The sequence below is a fragment of the Pedobacter riviphilus genome, from assembly GCF_014692875.1.
In the GTDB taxonomy this organism is placed as follows: Bacteria; Bacteroidota; Bacteroidia; order Sphingobacteriales; family Sphingobacteriaceae; genus Pedobacter; species Pedobacter riviphilus.
Genome location: NZ_CP061171.1, coordinates 1,153,749 through 1,172,302 on the forward strand (window position 1 = coordinate 1,153,749; position 18,554 = coordinate 1,172,302).

An 18,554-nucleotide genomic window follows, 5' to 3' on the forward strand; every position below is an offset into this window, starting at 1 on the left:
GAGTTATTACTCTTGCTGATTTCAATACTAAATAGTTAATCATATTTTATTTGCGTGACGTGAGTAGCTAAAATATAACAACTTCACTAAAACAAGGGAAAAACAACCATTGCCAGAATCCCGAAACCAGCGCATGCAAGTTATTCTTTATTTATGCAGTCAGTCATTTCATTAATTTCTTTGCGTATCTCAGGATAATCTCTATTTTTATGCACATTTCAAACGCCACTCAAATGAAATTTTCGCTCCTTCTACTGCTAGGCATGTTATTGTTTTGCCACGGCTATTCCCAAACAGGGTCTTTTGATACTGCTTTTGGTGATGCTGGTACAGTTAAACTAAAACTTGGGTACCCCAATTTTTCCGTAGGGGCAGTCGCAGTTCAGTCTGATGGAAAAGTACTTGTTGCCGGTGGGGCTTTTAACGCTACTGACGATTTCTATGTGACGAGGTTCTTGGCAAATGGTACGGTGGATAAAAATTTTGGTGAAAGTGGAGTAGTCTATGCGGATATGCCTGGATCAGATAAGGCAGTAAAAATCATTGTACTTGCGGATGACCGTTTTTTAGTAGCTGGCCAATCCTACCAAACCGGCATCAGCCGTTCTTATGTAATAAGATACACAAACGAAGGAAAGCGGGATAACACTTATGGCCAAAATGGCACTGTTTACATCGATGCAGAGTTTAAAGATATGGTGCTTTTGCCCGACGGAAAGCTAATCGTCGCCCATGGAGGCAGCCAAAATCTGATGTGTTTTTCGGCTGATGGGATCAGGGACAATAAATATACTACTGCTATTAATCCATCGGATGCTTCCTTCCGCACTAGCGCACTATCGCTAAGCAGCAAAGGCAATATTCTGGCCACAGGTTATTATGGATGGTCTTTAGATCAGCAATTTTTGGCTTGCTTAAACCCTGATGGAACGCTGGATAAAAGCTTCGGGGAAAAGGGCGTAACACTATTTTCAGGGCTTGGTACCTCAAAATTTATGAAAGTAAACCTGGTCCAAAGCAAGGATGGTAACATAGGGATACTCTTCGACGATGGAAGCAATCAACAGCGCAGTTATTTTAAGTTCAGTGCCAGTGGAAAAATTTATAATATAGGGATCAATGGCTTGCTAAAAGTACCTATAGACAAGACCAGGTTTTACGGCTTTAGATGTGTTTTTGATCAAGATGGAGCAATTTATATTGCCGGAACGGCAAGAAATGAACAGCAGGTTAATCAGTTCGCTGTCCTCAAATTTGATAGCGACGGTAAACCTGTTCCAACATTCGGGGATGCCGGACAAAGTACTACTTTGTTCAGTGCTTCGCGGCACGAAGCAGAAATACCTTTTGTGCGGCCAGACGGAAGTATAGTGGTGGCAGGGTTTGACTATGCCGAAGGAAGGTATCAAGCCGCAGTCGGCCTGTTTTCGACCGATGGACAGCAGGTAGCAAATTTTGCTGCAGGTACCAATTCCTCTATTGCCGTTGGTACGGGTAAATCCAGAAATGGTTTGGGAAAAGGAATTATCGTTGCTCCCGACGGATCGATGCATGTTGCGGGCCTGGTGAGAAACGGGGAGGGGATCAGTCTTGTAGTCGCCAAATTAAAAGCGGATGGCAAGCTTGACGAGAGTTTTGGTGAGGGAGGTCGTGTACATGGTTCCCTAGAGCAAAACCATGAAACGCTATACGATTTTTACTTATCTATCGACGGTACCCAGCTTCAAATGGCCAAAGACGGATCAGGTAATATCTACGTGATTACCACGGAACTGGATTATTTCCGGGGTAAGATTGGCCCAACACTTTTTAAGTTTACATCCGATGGTAAAGTTGACATGGCTTTTGGCGGTCGTGGAAAACTGCATATTCCTTTGAGTGACAATTCCCGGAGGGCTTTCCCCTTGGTTTAGCTTTTCAAAAGAGTGGCCAGCTGATTATTGGACTTTCAGAACGCGTAGGTGATATCGGTAACCATTTGCTTCAGTTAAGAAGGGTTAACACCAATGGCACATTTGACAAGAGTTTTGGCTCCGATGGTGTTTTGATCGACCCCCAGTTCCATGGGCGGGAAGGTGAGCGTAGTAAGGCCTGCAGGCTCGTGATCGATAAACAAGACAGGATTGTTATGGCAGGAAGTTATGGCCTCTATGGATTTAATAACTTTGCCATCGTACGGTATACTGCTGGTGGCGAGCTGGACAAAAGTTTTAATGGCGGGATGGTAACACCCCAATGGCCAGGTACTTCCGTTATCGGACATGCGATTGCTATCCAGGAGGATGGTAAGATCGTGGCAGCAGGCTCCAACTCCCCCAATTCACCGATCAAATTGGTCAGATATCTGCCCACTGGTGCATTAGATCTCGACTTTGGTGAGGATGGACTGGTCAATAATGTAACTGTTGCAGGGGATGTAAGCAGATTAGCGTTACAAAGTGATGGTAAAATCCTGTATCATACTGGCAGATATAGCGACGATATTGCACTGGATCACGGATATATGCAGGTTGGAAGGTTAAATCCAGATGGATCGATTGATCAAACCTTTGGCAACAAGGGGAGTGTTTCGGTTTCACGGGCTACAGTTATGCAGGATAAAAATGGCGATATGGGCATTGCGGCGGATGGACGAATATTTCTGGTTGGTTCAACTGAACTCCAGCCAGATTATGGTATACACCAGGATATGGTTGTTTACGGCCTGCAAAACAAGATGGAGGTGTTTAAACCAGAACTGCTTAGCTTCGATCCGCTCATTGCAGGAAACGGTGCCAGCATAACTGTTGATGGTGTCGGATTGAAAGGAGTGACCAAAGTATCAGTTGGCGGTACCCCTGTAAAATCATTTGTTGTCAAATCCAGCAGTCGGATGGTGCTTACACTAGGGGATGGTGCAACGGGTGATATCACAGCAGAAATAGGTACACAGAAAATCAGTATCCCGGGTTTTACCTATGTTCCTAGGCCTGTAATTACACCGGATGTTTCGCTCGGCCTGATCAAAGGTAACAGCGTTCTACTACAGACTCCGTCATATCCAGGTTTTACTTACACCTGGTATAGGTATATAGATGTTGTCCAATCAGGAAGTTCACCTACTTACAGAACCTCCCAGCCTGGCTCCTATACGGTAAGGATCACCAAAGATGGTTTCACGGATACCTCACTTCCCGCATTTGTAACTGTGGAGTTCGCGCTACCCGCAGATAATTTCACCATAAGCGCAACATCTGCCAGCTGCAGGGGAACCAATGATGGTTCCATCTCATTAACTGCAAAAAACAGCATGAATTATACCGCGATACTTACCCTGGCGGGCATAAAAACCGAAAAAGTCTTTACCGATAAGGTATCCTTTGACCAGCTGGCTGCAGGCACATATGAACTCTGCCTGCAGGTTTCTGGAGAGAAAGACTTTAAGCAATGCTTTACGCTGGTAGTCACTGAGCCGGAAAAGCTATCTGTATTTAGTATGTTAAGCGAAAACACGGGCAAACTACACCTTCAGCTTACCGGTGCAGACAGATATTATATCGAACTCAATGGAAAACTTTTTACCACAAACGCAAACGAGTTTGAACTTCAAATGGAAAGTGGGGCCAATAAGGTTATAGTCAGTTCTGATAAAAACTGTCAAGGTATCTGGGAGCGTGAAATTATTAACTCAAATACCCTTATGGCCTATCCAAACCCAGTTGAGGATATACTTTACTTAAACCTGGGAAATACGGGCACGGAGAAAAAAATCTTTATTTACAATACCATGGGACAATGCATCTATCAGGATAAAGTTACCCAAACCGTAACCAGCCAAATCAATATGAGGGATATCGTGCCTGGGATATATCTGCTTAGGATCAAAACCGAAAAGGACGAAAAAACATTTAAGATCGTAAAAAAATAAATGGGAAAAATAGCTAATTCAATCTTAACCAGTCTGTTGGTCTGCGGGCTATGGTGCGGTTGCAAAAAGAAGACTGAAGATCCGCCAAAGGAAACTTTTGGTAAGCCTGTTTTGGTATTCCCGAAGCAAGACGAGGTTTGCACAACGGGACAAGTTATTTCACTAACACAATCCACAGTAAGTTTCGGGTGGAACGTGGTACCAAAAGCGGAAATTTACACCCTTTACTGGAAAGATCTGCTCCAGGGAACTATACAGGAAAAAAACGTATCAGTAAACCAAACCACTATATCGCTGGGGCGTGGAATTCCTTACTCCTGGTGGGTTGTTGCCAAAACAAACGCCGGTGCAGAAACCACTCAAAGTGAAACCTGGAAATTTTATAATTCAGGCCCCGGTTTTAAATCCTATGCGCCGTTTCCGGCAGATGCAATTGCCCCGATTTATGGAAAGGTATTTGTCCAGGATACTAAATCAGTGAACCTTTCATGGAAGGGTGCTGACGTTGATGACACAGACTTAAAATACGACCTTTATTTTGGAACAACAACTTCACCTGCCATTCTTCGCTCAGGGATAAAAGAAACAGCGGTTGCAGACATACCAACTCCGGTTAATGGAACCTACTACTGGCGGGTAGTTACCAAAGATAATGCAGGTAACAGCTCTACATCAACCTTGTTCTATTTTAAAGTAGGTATATATTAAAGGCAATGCAGACAATCATTTCAAGTATCGTTAATTATATCGAATTTAGTTAGCAGCATAGTAAAACTAGAGAGACTGTGCTGTTAAACAATTCAAGCAAAATGAAAATTATGCTTAAAAGCTCAATCCTGTCTATTTGGTAATGTTGCATTAATATTTGGTAAGCATCCTATTCGCAGTCTGTTATAGAATGTTGTGTCTCAATTGAAGTAATCAATAGTTCGATGAAATTTGTTTCTGATTTTAAAAATCACTGGAGAAATCATAAATATGGGCTACTTTTTTCATGTCCTCTTTAAAAACCTTCGTTAACGATATATTTTGGAGTACGCTAAAAGCTTCGGTATTACCTAAGCTTTTTTTGTTTGTTTTATGGCATCAGTTTACATCCTTTTTTCTGAAAAATTAAATCGTTTTTACACCGGTAGTTGTCTGACAGCCTCGATTGATCGAATTACATATCAAAAAAATGAAATTGTAATTTAATCAAAAACTTAAAGCAATATCCTGAGGTGGTAGCTAAACTTATAGAGCGGTATCGAAGATTATTTGATTATGTCGATTCCGGTTAAATAATAAATAGCTGTCAAACTACTTTTCTTGAATATGACAGGTTAGTAATCTGATGTTATTTTACTCTAATTAAATTGAGATCGCCAAAATCAAAGCTAAAGTCAATGCCTGGTGAAATGCCTTTCATTGTAAAAGATTGTGCTTTCCCTTTTTCTTTAAAGGAAAATGCAGCAAATGCATCGCAATTCATGTCCTGGTATTCCCATTTAATAGCAAAGGTATTTGTGTTATAGAAATACATTGGGCCATTTAATTTTGGTGAACGTAAACTTTTAATCCAAAGCTGCTTGCCCTTCATAAAAACCTCCATCTTTCCAAACCATTTATCTTCGTACATACCCGTATAATCCTCGTTTTTAATTTTGGTAAGCTTCAGAGAATCTACTTTTTCCCAAACTTTCTTCGTTACTTCATCAATATTATTGGTATTAGACTTAAGATTTCTTGCCCTGTTATCAATCCATTTGGCATCATCTAAGCCAAAGTAGCTATCCGTTATTGCTCTCGTAACGGCAAAAGCAAGACTTCCACCACCACTTTCAGTATTCGTTAGCACTACAATGCCTAAATTCAAATCTGGTACCAGGGTTACCTGCGATAACATACCTGGCAAACCGCCGGTGTGCATAGCCACCAGATTTCCTTTTACATCATTTAAAAGCCAACCTAAACCATATCCATTAAAATGGGTATTGTATCTTTCGGATACATAGTTTGGTAAAACCGTTTGTATTGTCCACATTTTAGCACTGTTAGCTGTAGAGAACAAAGAAGACTTCTTGTCATTTCCGTATTTCCCCCTGTTTAACTGCATGATCATCCACTTAGACATATCATTCACATTGGAATATATGCCTCCGGCGGGGCTAATCATTCCGATATTGAAACGATTAATAGTTTTTAAAGCTCCTGTTGCTGTAGAATGTGGTGTTGAAAGATCTTTCATATCATTAATTAGCGTATCACCAATAAACGAGTTACTCATTTGTAAGGGTTGGAAGATGCGTTTTTGAATAAAATCTTCAAAACTCATTTTACTTACTCTTTTAATGACTTCACCAGCAATGATATAGAGTAGGTTATCGTAATTGTATGTTGTTCTAAATGCAGAAACTGGTTTAAAATTCTGGAAAATAGTGGTGATGTCTTTTACCGTGAAATCTGCTCCATCGGGAAAAAATGTTAAATCACCAGCCCCAAGCGCAAGGCCGCTCCTATGAGTTAACAAATCAACAATATTAAAATTATCAGTTACATACTCATTGTACATTTTAAATTCCGGAATGTAATCCTTCACCTTATCGTCCCATTTTATTTTCCCCTCATCAACCAATATGGATAACGCAGCTGTTGTAAATGCCTTACTGTTGGAAGCTATTTGAAAGTTCGTAAATTCTGTAGTTAATTGTTTTGTATCAATCGAATTAACTCCATAGCCTTTTAGATGGATTACCTTCCCATCTTTTACAACGGCTATTGCAGCCCCGGCTACTTTTAATTTGTGTATTGCTTCTTGCATCAGCGAATCAATCTTAGAAGAAGATAGCTGTGCAAAACTTTGCAGACAAGTAAAAAGAATAGCGGAGGTAATTACTATTTTAACAATTATTTTTTTCATGGCAATTGGCTTTAAATTTAAGATGTCGTTAGTTTATTGTCGGTATTTATCTTAAGCAATAGGTTGCTACAAAGTGACTGAGAAAAAAATCATCGAAATTGTAAAATTGTTACCAACTATGTAAAAAGCCAAACATTTTTATTTGCCGTGTTCACATTTTTAAAGAAAAGATTGGGATTGATTTCTGTAAGGGATTTGAAATCTTTGATAAGATGAGATTGATCAAAAAAAAGGTTCTCGCACGACAGTTCAGTTAGGCTTTTTAAACCTTGATATTTGTTAATTACGTTTCTGAACCGGAATATTTTCCTGTATTCAATTAGAGATTTGCCTAAGTTCTTCTGAACTAAATTGTTTAAATGTTTTCTAGAAATATGATGTTTTTTAGCAATGTCTTCGATCTTGATGTTAGACTCAGTGTCTAATAAGATAGTTTTCATAAATGCCAGGTCTTTCGTCATCAATTTTGACAACCAATAATCTTCAAGGGCATCTATTTGCAATGGTCTTTTGGCAATGTGAAAAATTTTACCCATCTCATCTTTAAAGTCTAAAAATTGTGGAATAAATTCTGTCATTTTTTTTTGAGAGAACATTGTTTCCAGATTATTTACAAAATAATTAATGCCGAGCGGTTTGAAGTAAATGGTAATCTCTTGGAAGGGTCCTGTATAATGCACTTCTATTGGATTTCTGTATCGATACGCGAAACTCGCATATATATTATTATCACAAGAGGGCTCAATAGAAATTTTATTAATGTCTAGTTTTACTTTAGAATTAAGATTTACGGTAACAATGCCGTAATTGTTTGGAAATGTCGTGTAGGCTTTAATCGCTCCAGGTCCATGATCGTTTAAAAAATAATAACCTTCAATATATTGTTTTAAGATGTCGTTTTCTGGCGTATAAAAATGTAATTCCAAGGTGTTTTTTTTTAAATCTATTTATAGTAAATAGACACGCAAAAAATCTTAAAGTGACAGAATGTATTGATTTAATTTTATTTAGGAAATGTTGAAGGAGAAATGCAAAACTACTTCTTTTTACATATGCCATTTTTTTGTTCTATTATAATCTGGTCAAGGCGATTTAATTGAAAATCACCTTGACTTTAACACCTGACGAACCAAAACAGATTTAATCTTCTATGATTTTTTAAAGCAATTAGAGAATCTATCAGATTAAAAAGATGGGAAAATTTGAGCGGGTAAATGGCTTTTAATCTCTTGAAGGAATAAATATGAACCTGTTGAAGAAAATAAACACGAGGGGGTATTATAAAAGAGGTATCCGAACTAGCAGGCTTGGAAACTTATACAATGTGCTCATAATAATTTTGATGGAAGCTCTTGGATATTAAGCTTAAGCATTTATTAGCTGATTGAGCCACCGCTGGATTTAGTGCGGCCCTTTTTACTATCCTATTTGATTTTGATTCTAGCTTAATTCTTATAAATTTGCTGTGGCCAAATGCACTAACTTAATACCATACCGGCGGAAATCCCTTTTTCTTACATCCCATTCCAATTTGCATTAACCAGTTTAACTATCCCATAATAAAATAAGCATGTCTAATAAAAACGGCGAAGATGTTGTTGATGTTTTACAACCAGAGCAGCTTTTCAAAAAGCTTTACCGGCGTTTATACGATTTTGCATATTACCTTTTAAAGGATAAAGAATTGGCTGAAGATGTGGCACAGGATGCTTTCGTGGTTTATCTGGAGCAACAGAAAAGTATCGCTACCAATTTCAACGTGGTAAAATCATTTTTATACACCACTGTAAAAAATGCCTGTTTAAATAAAATCAGGCACAATAATGTGGTTAATGTTTATCATAAAAACAATCCGCCGGATATTTATTCCGATCCGCAAATCTTGGAAGGCATTATCCATACCGAGATTGTTGCCGAGATTTATGATCAGATCAATGCGCTTCCACCGGGATGCGCTATGGTAATCAGGTATGGTTATTTAGAAGGACTAAGCAATAGCGAAATTGCCAAACTGATGAATATTAGCATCAATACGGTTAAAAGCCAGAAAAAGCGTGCATTATCTTTAATGAAAGTACATCTCGGAAAGGCTGCAATGGCACTTTTCGCTGCGATGTATCTCCATCATTAATTTTTTAAAATTATTTTCCACCCTTTTTTACCCTTCGGGTTTCTTAGTTGTATAGCCATACAACACGATGAAAGAAGAAGCCTTTGAATTGTCTGCATTAATTTCCGGATACCTGCTTTGTACCTTAACCACGGAAGAGGAGGAACGATTAAAGTTGCTTTTGGCAGCAGATGAAGAAAGGTATAAACTATTGGAAGCTTACCGTGCTGCTGGCCCTACTGCAGCGCGCCTGGCCAACATGGATAGTGTGAATATAGACGAGGCCTGGCGCAGGGTTAATAACCGTTTTCAGGGAGCTAAGATTGTTCCGCGTAAAAATCGGTATGCATGGCTTAAATATGCGGCTATTTTCGTCGCAATTATCGGCGTTTCCATTTTCTATTTCAATTTAAATAAAACTGATCCGGGAATTGTTCCCGATATTACCAAAACCTACCGCAATGATGTTTTGCCAGCCACCCAAATCGCTAAACTGATTCTTTCTGATGGAACCCAAATCGCATTAGATAAAGAAAAGAAGGTAATCGGCGGTGAAAAAGGAACAACTATTGTGAGTAATCAGGGTGAGATCAGTTATGGGCAATCGGCAACTAATTTACTTGCAGCTGCAAACTACAATACACTCATTGTACCTAAGGCAGGGACTTATAAGATAACCTTACCTGATGGCTCAAAAGTCATGTTGAACGCCATGTCGGAATTGAAATTCCCGGTTAGTTTTGCGGGTAATGAGCGATCGGTAAGTTTAAAGGGCGAAGCCTATTTCGAAGTAGCCAAGGATGCTGCCCGTCCCTTTAAAGTTAAACTTAACGAATCGGAAGTTGAAGTTTTAGGTACCCATTTTAACGTATCGGCCTATAACCAAACCGCAAAAACCACTCTTTTAGAAGGATCGGTTAAGGTGAGTAATGGAAAAAGCAGCCATATCCTTATTCCCGGTAAACAGGCATTATCCGATCAGCAAAATATCGCAGTTGCAAAGGGCGATGTAGACAAAGCTGTGGCCTGGTGTAAAGACGATTTCTATTTCAGCAATGATGCACTCGAGCCAGTTATGACTGAAATAAGCAGATGGTATGATTTAAAGCTCGTTTACAAAAAGAAAATACCGGAAATCCATATTACCGGACATGTAAGCAGAAAGGTTAAATTAAGTGAAGTACTGGATATGCTTAAAGATGTAAGTAACCTCTCTTTCGGTATAGAAGGCCGGAACCTGATTATCAATTAACCAAATATAAACTAAACCGAAAAAATATGATGTAAAAATAGACAGAACCACCTATGTCTGAAGAAATGAATACCGGAAGTGTACCACCACCTCCGGTAAATAATTCAGGCACGAAAAAATAGTATAAAACCGAACTTATTTCTCTAACCTAAATCAAACGAAAGTATGAATTTCTTTTGTCGTAGACAAAATATTGCCCATCGGGAAGCAATTTCCGGTATACCTATAGTGATCAGAATTATGAAACTTGTTAGCCTTTTAATCTTTATACTTCAAATTGGAGTATTCGCCAACGGAAGGGCACAGCAGGTTAATATTTCGGTAAAAAATGCGGAGCTAAAAACCGTTTTTGCCGAATTGAATAAACAAACCCGTTACCGGTTTCTTTATAACGAAGAAACCATCCAAAAAGCTTTGCCGGTTACCTTTAAAGTAAGCAATTCCGATATCAATACCGCTTTAAGTAAAGCCTTGCAAGGCTCAGGTTTAGGGTTCAGGATTCATGGCGAAACCATCACCATTTTAGAAACGGATAAAATGAAGCCGGTAGCACCAATGGCATTAACCATTACCGGAACAGTAAAAGACACCTCAGGGCTTGCACTGCCTGGTGTAACGGTACAGGTTAAAAATAAACCTACTATCGGTACCGCTACCGATGGGAACGGGGCCTTTGTGTTAAAAGGAGTGCCCGAAGAAGCGGTATTGGTTTTTAGCTTGCTAAGCTACAAGAGCCAGGAATTGCCCCTAAACGGCCGTAAGGTGCTAAATGTGGTGCTTAGAAACGATGAAGCCAACCTGAATGATGTAGTGGTAGTTGGATTTGGTAAGCAAAAAAAGAGTAGCCTGGTAAGTTCAGTTGCTTCGGTAAAAGGCGATGCGCTACGCATACCTACACGTAGCCTAACCAACGCCATTGCCGGCCAGGTACCGGGTATTATCGCTATTCAACGGTCTGGAGAGCCAGGTTATGATAACGCCGAATTCTGGATCAGGGGGTAAGTTCTTTTGCCGGCGGAACCAATCCGCTTGTACTGGTTGACGGGATACCCCGCTCCATGACCGATATCGAACCAGATGAAATTGAAACCTTTAACGTATTAAAAGATGCAGCAGCCACTGCAGTATATGGGGCAGAGGGAGCCAATGGTGTAATTTTAATTACTTCTAAGCGTGGTGCAGTACAAAAGACAAAAATTACCTACCGCGGCGAGTATACACAGAATAAACCAACCAGGCTTCCGGAGTTTATGGATTCGTACGATTACCTTTTTGCTTATAATGAAGCATTGCGCAATGAAGATAGTCCGGTATTTAAAACAGATGAGCAGCTGGCCTTGTATAAAAACGGATCAGATCCTGATCTATATCCGAATACCAAATTTCTGGATGTTATGCTTAGGGATAATACCTTTAATACCCGCCATACTTTAAATTTCAGGGGTGGCGGCGATATTGCTAAGTTTTTTGTTTCCGGGGCCTATTATCAGGAAAACGGGGTTTTTAAATCTAACCCTAACAATATTTATGATAATAATCTGGGACTTAAACGTTATAATCTGCGTAGTAATATTGATTTAAACGTTACCAAAACAACCGTGTTGGGGTAGATTTGAGTGGACAGTACCTTTTAACCAACTATCCTGGTACCGGAACTGCAACCATATTTTCGCGGATGATGGGTGTGCCGGGTTATCTTTTTCCGGCGGTTTATTCTGATGGTACGATAGCTGGTCACCCTGGTATTCCAAGCTCCAACAGGGTAAATCCATATAACTTATTAATGGAGTCTGGTTACGCAAAAGAATGGCGAACAAGTCTGCAATCCAAATTATCTTTAGATCAGAAGCTGGATTTTATAACTAAAGGACTGAGCTTTAAGGGGATTGTTAGCTTTGATGCCACCATGAATTATTACATGAACAGGCTAAAATCTCCCAAACAGTTCAATGCAACCTCAAGAGATGCTAATGGTAAATTGATCTTTACTCAGGTTGGAAATCCTGAGACAACTTTAGGCGAGCCGGTAGAATCAAGCAATGGCCAGAAAAACATCTATTTAGAGAGTTCATTAAATTATAACCGGATTTTCGCAAACGACCATACCGTTGGTGCAATGCTGTTAACCTACCAGAAAGAAGCCCAGCAACAAGGTGAAGCCCTGGCCTTTAAAAAGCAAGCCTATGTAGGCCGGGTAACTTACAATTATGCCAACCGTTATTCTATAGAAGGGAATTTTGGTATTACAGGTAGTGAAGCTTTTTCACCTGAAAACCGGTTTGGATTTTTCCCTGCGGTAGGTGGTGCCTGGTTTGCCAGCAATGAGCCTTTTTACCCTGAAGCTTTACGTAAAGTAGTATCATCGTTAAAATTCAGGGCATCTGTTGGTAAAACAGGTAACGATAATACTGGCGGGGCAAGGTTCCTTTACCGCGGTACCTATACCACTGGTACTACCGGCTACTCGATTGGAATTGGTGGCACTGGCTCCCTTAATGGTTTAAATGGTATTGTAGAGGGACGTTTTGAGGCACCCGATTTAACCTGGGAGATAGAAAACAAACGGAATTACGGGATAGATATCGAATTTTTTAAAGGCGCTGTCGATTTTTCTGTCGATTATTTCAATAACCTGCGTTCCAGTATTTTACTACAACGCCGTACTGTTTCAGGTGTTACCGGATTCAGACAGTCGCCATGGCAAAACTTTGGTTCAGTGTCTAACAAGGGGATGGACGGATCAGTTAACATTAAACAAAATATTGGCGAGCTGAAATTAACGGCAAGGGGCAACTTAACTATTGCCAAAAATAAAATACTTGAGATTGATGAGCTGCCACAGCCTTATCCCTGGATGAACCAAACCGGCACAAGTATAGGGGAGTGGAACCTGTATACAGCGGACGGTTTATATACCGATAACGATTTTACCATGACTACCGATGCCGTAGGGAAACGCATTTATACTTTAAAACCAGGATTGCCGGTAAGCACCCTTGGAGGAGTAGTTAGACCCGGCGATATTAAATACAAGGATTTAAACGGCGATGGGAAGATCGATAATTTTGACCGCAGTTATTATACAGGTAGCAACCCTGCAAACCCGGGCATAGTATATGGATTTGGCCTAAACGCCGAATATAAAGGCTTTTACGGAAGTATCTTTTTTCAGGGCGTAGCCAAAACTTCAACCGTATTTGGCCAAAATGCCGCAGGTAACTTTTTCCCATTTACGTTTGGTGTCGAAGAATCAAATTTAAGGGCTGAAGTGGCAGACAGGTGGACAGAAGCTAATCCCAGCCAAAATGTAATGTTCCCAAGGTTACATTCTATCAGTTTTTCAAACAACCAGGTAGCGAGCACCTGGTGGCTGCGCGATGCCAGTTTTATACGTTTAAAAAATATCGAACTGGGTTATCGTTTCCCTAAAAAAATGCTGCGGAAAATTGGTTTCGAAACCGGCAGGATATACTTAATGGGAATAATATCGCTGTTTGGGATAACATCAAAATGTGGGATCCTGAAATCGGCAACGCTAATGAGGGGCTAAATTACCCCATTCCGCGTTCGTACACCATCGGCATTGAGTTTAATTTATAATATCCAAAGAAGAAATGATGAAATCAAAAATATATAAAGCCCTATTGCTGTGCTGCATAATCATAAGCATGGGTTCGTGCAGTAAAAATTATTTAAATGTATCTGATGAACTTGCCGGTCAGCTTACACTCGACCAGATTTTTTCTACCCCAGCTAATGCACGTGCTTTCCACCGCAATATTTTTGCAGGTATTGGCACTTCATCGGCAATGGTATTTAATACAAGCACCGGAGCCGTTAGGGGAGTAGACAACCCATGGCCAGCTTTTACCGATGAGAACAGAAACCAGCAAGGTGCTTTCAGGGTAGAGCCACCTGCGGGGTTCAATGCTTCAAATGCGCCTTTTAGTCGATGGGATTTATACCTGTATATCCGGCAGGCCAATGTTTTTATGGCCAACGCTAAGATTATACCCCGTGTTGGTGGTACCTCATCGGGTGGTACCGTTGCCGATGCTATTGAAGAGCCGGAATACAAAAAACTAATGGCACAAGCCAGGTTCTTAAGGGCTTATTATCACTATTTGTTGTTCGAACTGTATGGGCCAGTTCCGATTATGGACAAGACTGTTAACCCTAATGATGCCGATCTGGATTTTGAACGCAACAGTGTGGATGAAGTGGTTAATTTTGTGACTAAGGAGATGGATGCTGTAGCCCCAGAGCTGGATGAATATATTCCCCTAACCGATATCAATAACCTTGCATTGCCAACTAAAGGTGTTGCACTCGCTGTAAAGGCCAAAATACTGGTTATGGCTGCCAGCCCATTGTACAACGGTGGTTTTGCTGAAGCTATGGCCTTAACCAATAAGAGTGGTAAGAGGTTGTTTCCGGCAAAAGATGATAACAAATGGCTAAAGGCAGTTAGCGCGCTTCAGGATTTCATTAATTTCTCGGTTGGCAAATATGATTTGTACCGAGAATTTACTGCGGGTGTTTTAGATCCCGATAAATCTATTTATCAGCTGTTTCAGGCCATGAACAGTGAAGTAATCTGGGCAAGTGGCAATGAAGCTTACGGTAGTATTTCTTCGGGAGATGGTTTGGTACGCCGGGCAACCCCGCGTAGCCAGGGCGGTTACGGAAATGTGGGCCCTACACAGGAATTGGTAGATGCTTTTTTTATGAAAAACGGTAAATCTATTAACGATCCGGGATCGGGGTACAGCGAGGTAGGTTTTTCTACTGTAACCGAGGTGCCTGCAGGAAGATCGGAGGCCGGAACTTTTAACATGTACGTAAACCGCGAACCCCGTTTTTATGCTTCTATTGTTTATCATGGAAAAAGATGGCCCGTAACCAATGCGCTCATTAAGTTTACCAAGGGAAATGGTAATGATATTGCTTCTAACTATTCGATTACTGGATACAACATGTACAAACGTTTAAATAGAACCGTAAGCCAGTCGGTAACCACTGCACCAAAAAGTTTTTACCGCCCTTCTTTTATCTTTCGTTTAGCAGAATTCTACCTTTTATATGCCGAGGCATTAAATGAAGTTAATCCTGCAGATCCTAAAATTGCCCAGTATGTAGATTTGGTACGTGAACGCGCGGGTATTCCGAAATGGAGTGTAAGTAATCCTGCTATTATTGGCAACCAGGCTTTGCAACGCGAAGCAATAAGAAAGGAAAGCCGCGTAGAGCTTTGCTTTGAAGGGCAGCGGTATTTTGATGTGCGCAGGTGGATGATCGCCGAAAGTGCTTCAGGACAGGGTGCACAGGGAGGCCCTTTTTATGGTATGAATGTAGGGGCAGAAACTGATGCCGATTTTCTTAAACGCACGCAGTACGAAACCAGGGTATTTACCCGTGCCTATTATTTATGGCCTATTCCATTGGCCGAAATTCAGAAAAGTACCAAGCTGATTCAGAATCCTGGATGGTAAAACGGCCAGGTTTAGAATTCGGCTATTAAAACAGTTTTAAAAATATGCGTTATTTAAAGGCAGCAGCTTAATTGCTGTTGCTTTTATGCATAAATTTACGGCCTAAAATTGAGTTTATCTCCTACAACCAACCACACAAATGAAAAAGATTATTTTTTTAATTTCCCTGCTTTGCACACAGGCCTATGCACAGAAAAGCATCGTTAGCATTTCGCCTGGTGATAATGAAAGTACCATTATTAACAAGGCTGCGCATGTAACCCCCTCGCCACGGCAGTTGCGCTGGCAAATGCTTGAGTTAACGGCTTTTTTTCACTTTGGCATCAATACCTTTACAGATAGGGAATGGGGTGATGGTAAGGAAGATATCAGTATTTTTAATCCCGCGCAATTAGATGCAGAACAATGGGTAAAAGCCATAAAAAAGGCTGGTTTTAAACAAGCTATTATTACCGCAAAGCACCATGACGGTTTTTGCTTATGGCCAAGTAAATTTACAGCGCACAGCATCAAAAATACACCATATAAACAAGGTAAAGGCGATATTGTAAAAGAAGTAGCCGATGCCTGCAGAAAATATAACATTGGTTTTGGTGTCTATTTATCGCCCTGGGACCGCAATAATGCTTCGTACGGGACTGATGCTTACAATACTTATTTTGTAAACCAGTTAACCGAACTGCTCACCCAATACGGTAAGGTAGATGAAGTTTGGTTTGATGGTGCAAACGGCGAAGGACCCAATGGTAAAAAGCAGGTTTACGATTTTAACAGCTGGTATACCTTAATCAGAAAGCTACAACCCCAGGCGGTTATTGCCGTGCAGGGCCCGATGTACGCTGGGTAGGTACCGAAACCGGCGTTGGGCGCGAAACCGAATGGAGTGTATTGCCTATGGGAGAGCAGAGCCAGGAAAAAATAGCCGCTTTATCTCAAAAAGATGTTAACGTTATCCCAACCTTAACGGGTTCTTACAAAGATCAGGACCGTGGCAGCCGCAGTAAACTGGTTAATGCAACAGGTTTGGTGTGGTATCCGGCCGAAACAGATGTGAGTATCCGTCCGGGATGGTTTTACCACAGCCATGAGGATGCTAAAGTAAAAACACCGGAGAAATTGATGGATATCTATTTCACCTCGGTAGGCAGAAACGGTGTTTTACTCTTAAATATTCCGCCAGATAAAAAAGGCCTTATTGCAGAAAGTGATGTTAAAAACCTGGCTACTTTTGGCCAGAAAATGAAAAATACATTTAGCCATAATATTGCTCAGGAAGCAACTATCACCTCCACGTCAGACAAAGGTTTAAAAGCCATGTTTGATGGTAAATTAAATACGTATTTTACTACAAAAGGACAAGACAGTACAGCTACAATCGAATTAAACTGGGCAAAAAACAGAATCTTTAACGTGCTTTCCCTGCAGGAAAACATTGCCGTAGGGCAGCGTATTGAAAAGTTCGAAGCCGAATATTTTGATGGTAAGGAATGGAAGAATTTTGCATTGGGCACTACAGTTGGTTACAAACGATTATTAAAATTTAAGCCTGTTAGCACTAAACAGGTTAGATTTAAAATATTGGCTTCGCGGTTAAACCCAACCTTAGCCGAATTTGGCCTTTATTTTTTAAAGTAAAAAGATTAGGGTTAGATTAATATCAACACAGCCCAGGGAGGACAATTGTTTTGGCGGGCTAAACATACTCTTCTGACTATGCGGAAACAAAAGTGTGGGATGAAAAAAACATAACTTCATGGTTTGCCGGCAGCGTAAACTGTACATCAACTGCTGTACTACCAAAGCGATTTAAATGTTCAAAGTATTCCGGCTACCTACTTGGTAATTTGTGTATTTGAGTCCAGTCAGCACCTGCTCCTTTAACTTGCCAGTACTTGTTTGCAGATTTCCCGGCGGTCTAGGTTTTCTACCCCGTCTGTCTTAACTTTAGCGCGAGAAGAAATTGTAAAAAGAAATGGCCGCAGCCCCAAAAATTAATACTTATCATTTTCTCCCATATAAATATGGTTCGGAACTGTTATTGGATATTGGACGTATTGAAACATTGAATCATTATGTATTAGATCGTACGTTACACCAACTTAGTTTTTACGAAATTATTTTCATCGAAAAGGGAGCGGGCACTTTTACATTAGACGAAAATAAGACATCAATAACACCACGAACTGTTATTTTCACGAGTCCCGGACAGGTACGTTGTTGGGAAATTGAGCAAGATGTAAGTGGCTATGTATTGTTCTTTGAAAAAGACTTTCTCCATCTTTTTTTTTCGGACGAACTATTTCTATATCGGTTTCAATATTTCCATCAATATTCACGTCCAAACGACATGCATCTATCAGAGATGCCATTTGTAAAATGTTTGGAGCTTTTATATGGAATAGAAGGGGAGTTCGGACAGCTTCAGAATGATAGCAATCATTTGATCAGGTCACTTTTGTATCAATTGCTTGTACTGCTCAATCGATATTATGCGGGTGTTTACAACGTTCAGAGAGACACTTATGTTCATCCAGATTTTTATAGGTTTCGATCTTTGCTGGAAAAGAAAATTGCGGATGACCAGCGTGTTGAGGCCTATACAAAAATGCTTAATGTCAGCTCCGGATTCCTTAATAAAATTTGCAAGCAATTTAGCGGATTATCAGCTCAACAAATGATCCATTACAAGCTGATTTCAGAAATAAAGAAACAACTTTATCAAAACAAATCCGCAAAAGAGATTTCCTACGAATTTGGCTTTTCAGATCCGTCTAATTTTAACCGTTTCTTTAAAAAAATTACAGGTACTACACCTCAGCAATACCGAAAGAAGATTTAAATGACCATTTTAAGGATAAAATGACCATTTTAATAGGATAAGCATGTTCTAATTT

At 40.2% G+C, this 18,554-nt stretch carries 14 protein-coding genes; 12 read left to right on the forward strand and 2 right to left on the reverse strand.

Annotation, left to right across the window (positions count from 1 at the left end; translation table 11 throughout):
* Positions 1-233: 233 nt before the first annotated feature.
* The 3 genes from H9N25_RS04805 (at position 234) to H9N25_RS04815 (ending at position 4,615) form a co-directional block, all read left to right on the forward strand.
* Positions 234-1,913, forward strand: a complete 1,680-nt coding sequence (locus H9N25_RS04805; protein WP_190328121.1) for a delta-60 repeat domain-containing protein — start codon at positions 234-236, stop codon at positions 1,911-1,913.
* A 65-nt stretch (positions 1,914-1,978) separates the two neighbouring features.
* On the forward strand, positions 1,979-3,907 hold the full coding sequence (locus H9N25_RS04810; RefSeq protein ID WP_190328122.1) for a T9SS type A sorting domain-containing protein: 1,929 nt from the start codon (positions 1,979-1,981) through the stop codon (positions 3,905-3,907).
* Complete coding sequence (locus H9N25_RS04815; RefSeq protein ID WP_190328123.1) at positions 3,908-4,615, forward strand: hypothetical protein; 708 nt, start codon at positions 3,908-3,910, stop codon at positions 4,613-4,615.
* 628 nt (positions 4,616-5,243) lie between these two features.
* Here the strand turns inward: H9N25_RS04815 and H9N25_RS04820 are convergent.
* Together H9N25_RS04820 and H9N25_RS04825 are read right to left on the reverse strand one after the other, a co-directional pair.
* Positions 5,244-6,806: a serine hydrolase gene (locus H9N25_RS04820; protein ID WP_190328124.1), complete on the reverse strand. Its 1,563-nt coding sequence runs from the start codon at positions 6,804-6,806 to the stop codon at positions 5,244-5,246.
* Positions 6,807-6,922: 116 nt separating this feature from the next.
* A complete protein-coding gene (locus H9N25_RS04825) occupies positions 6,923-7,732 on the reverse strand; it encodes a helix-turn-helix domain-containing protein (RefSeq protein WP_190328125.1) in 810 nt (269 codons plus the stop codon).
* 644 nt (positions 7,733-8,376) lie between these two features.
* Here H9N25_RS04825 and H9N25_RS04830 point away from each other — a divergent pair.
* The 9 genes from H9N25_RS04830 to H9N25_RS04855 all read left to right on the forward strand — a co-directional run bounded on the left by H9N25_RS04830 (position 8,377) and on the right by H9N25_RS04855 (position 18,499).
* Positions 8,377-8,937 (forward strand): RNA polymerase sigma-70 factor, encoded by a 561-nt coding sequence (locus H9N25_RS04830; protein WP_167293647.1) that lies wholly within the window; start codon positions 8,377-8,379, stop codon positions 8,935-8,937.
* Positions 8,938-9,004: 67 nt separating this feature from the next.
* Entirely contained in the window at positions 9,005-10,168 is a 1,164-nt protein-coding gene (locus H9N25_RS04835; protein WP_167293648.1) for a FecR family protein, read from the forward strand.
* Between the two features lie 165 nt (positions 10,169-10,333).
* A complete protein-coding gene (locus H9N25_RS24340; protein ID WP_223833585.1) occupies positions 10,334-11,170 on the forward strand; it encodes an STN domain-containing protein in 837 nt (278 codons plus the stop codon).
* A 56-nt stretch (positions 11,171-11,226) separates the two neighbouring features.
* Positions 11,227-11,778 carry a hypothetical protein gene (locus tag H9N25_RS24345; protein WP_255524564.1) on the forward strand — a complete coding sequence of 184 codons (552 nt, stop codon included), beginning with the start codon at positions 11,227-11,229 and terminating at the stop codon, positions 11,776-11,778.
* A gap of 2 nt (positions 11,779-11,780) precedes the next feature.
* Complete coding sequence (locus H9N25_RS24350; protein ID WP_223833586.1) at positions 11,781-13,718, forward strand: SusC/RagA family TonB-linked outer membrane protein; 1,938 nt, start codon at positions 11,781-11,783, stop codon at positions 13,716-13,718.
* Between the two features lie 118 nt (positions 13,719-13,836).
* Positions 13,837-15,660, forward strand: coding sequence for a RagB/SusD family nutrient uptake outer membrane protein (locus H9N25_RS04845; RefSeq protein ID WP_223833587.1), 1,824 nt, complete (start codon positions 13,837-13,839; stop codon positions 15,658-15,660).
* Positions 15,661-15,799: 139 nt separating this feature from the next.
* Positions 15,800-16,507 (forward strand): alpha-L-fucosidase, encoded by a 708-nt coding sequence (locus tag H9N25_RS24905; RefSeq protein WP_255524567.1) that lies wholly within the window; start codon positions 15,800-15,802, stop codon positions 16,505-16,507.
* A 47-nt stretch (positions 16,508-16,554) separates the two neighbouring features.
* Positions 16,555-17,295, forward strand: coding sequence for an alpha-L-fucosidase (locus H9N25_RS24910; RefSeq protein WP_255524568.1), 741 nt, complete (start codon positions 16,555-16,557; stop codon positions 17,293-17,295).
* A gap of 337 nt (positions 17,296-17,632) precedes the next feature.
* A complete protein-coding gene (locus tag H9N25_RS04855; protein WP_190328126.1) occupies positions 17,633-18,499 on the forward strand; it encodes an AraC family transcriptional regulator in 867 nt (288 codons plus the stop codon).
* The last annotated feature ends 55 nt before the right edge of the window (positions 18,500-18,554 follow it).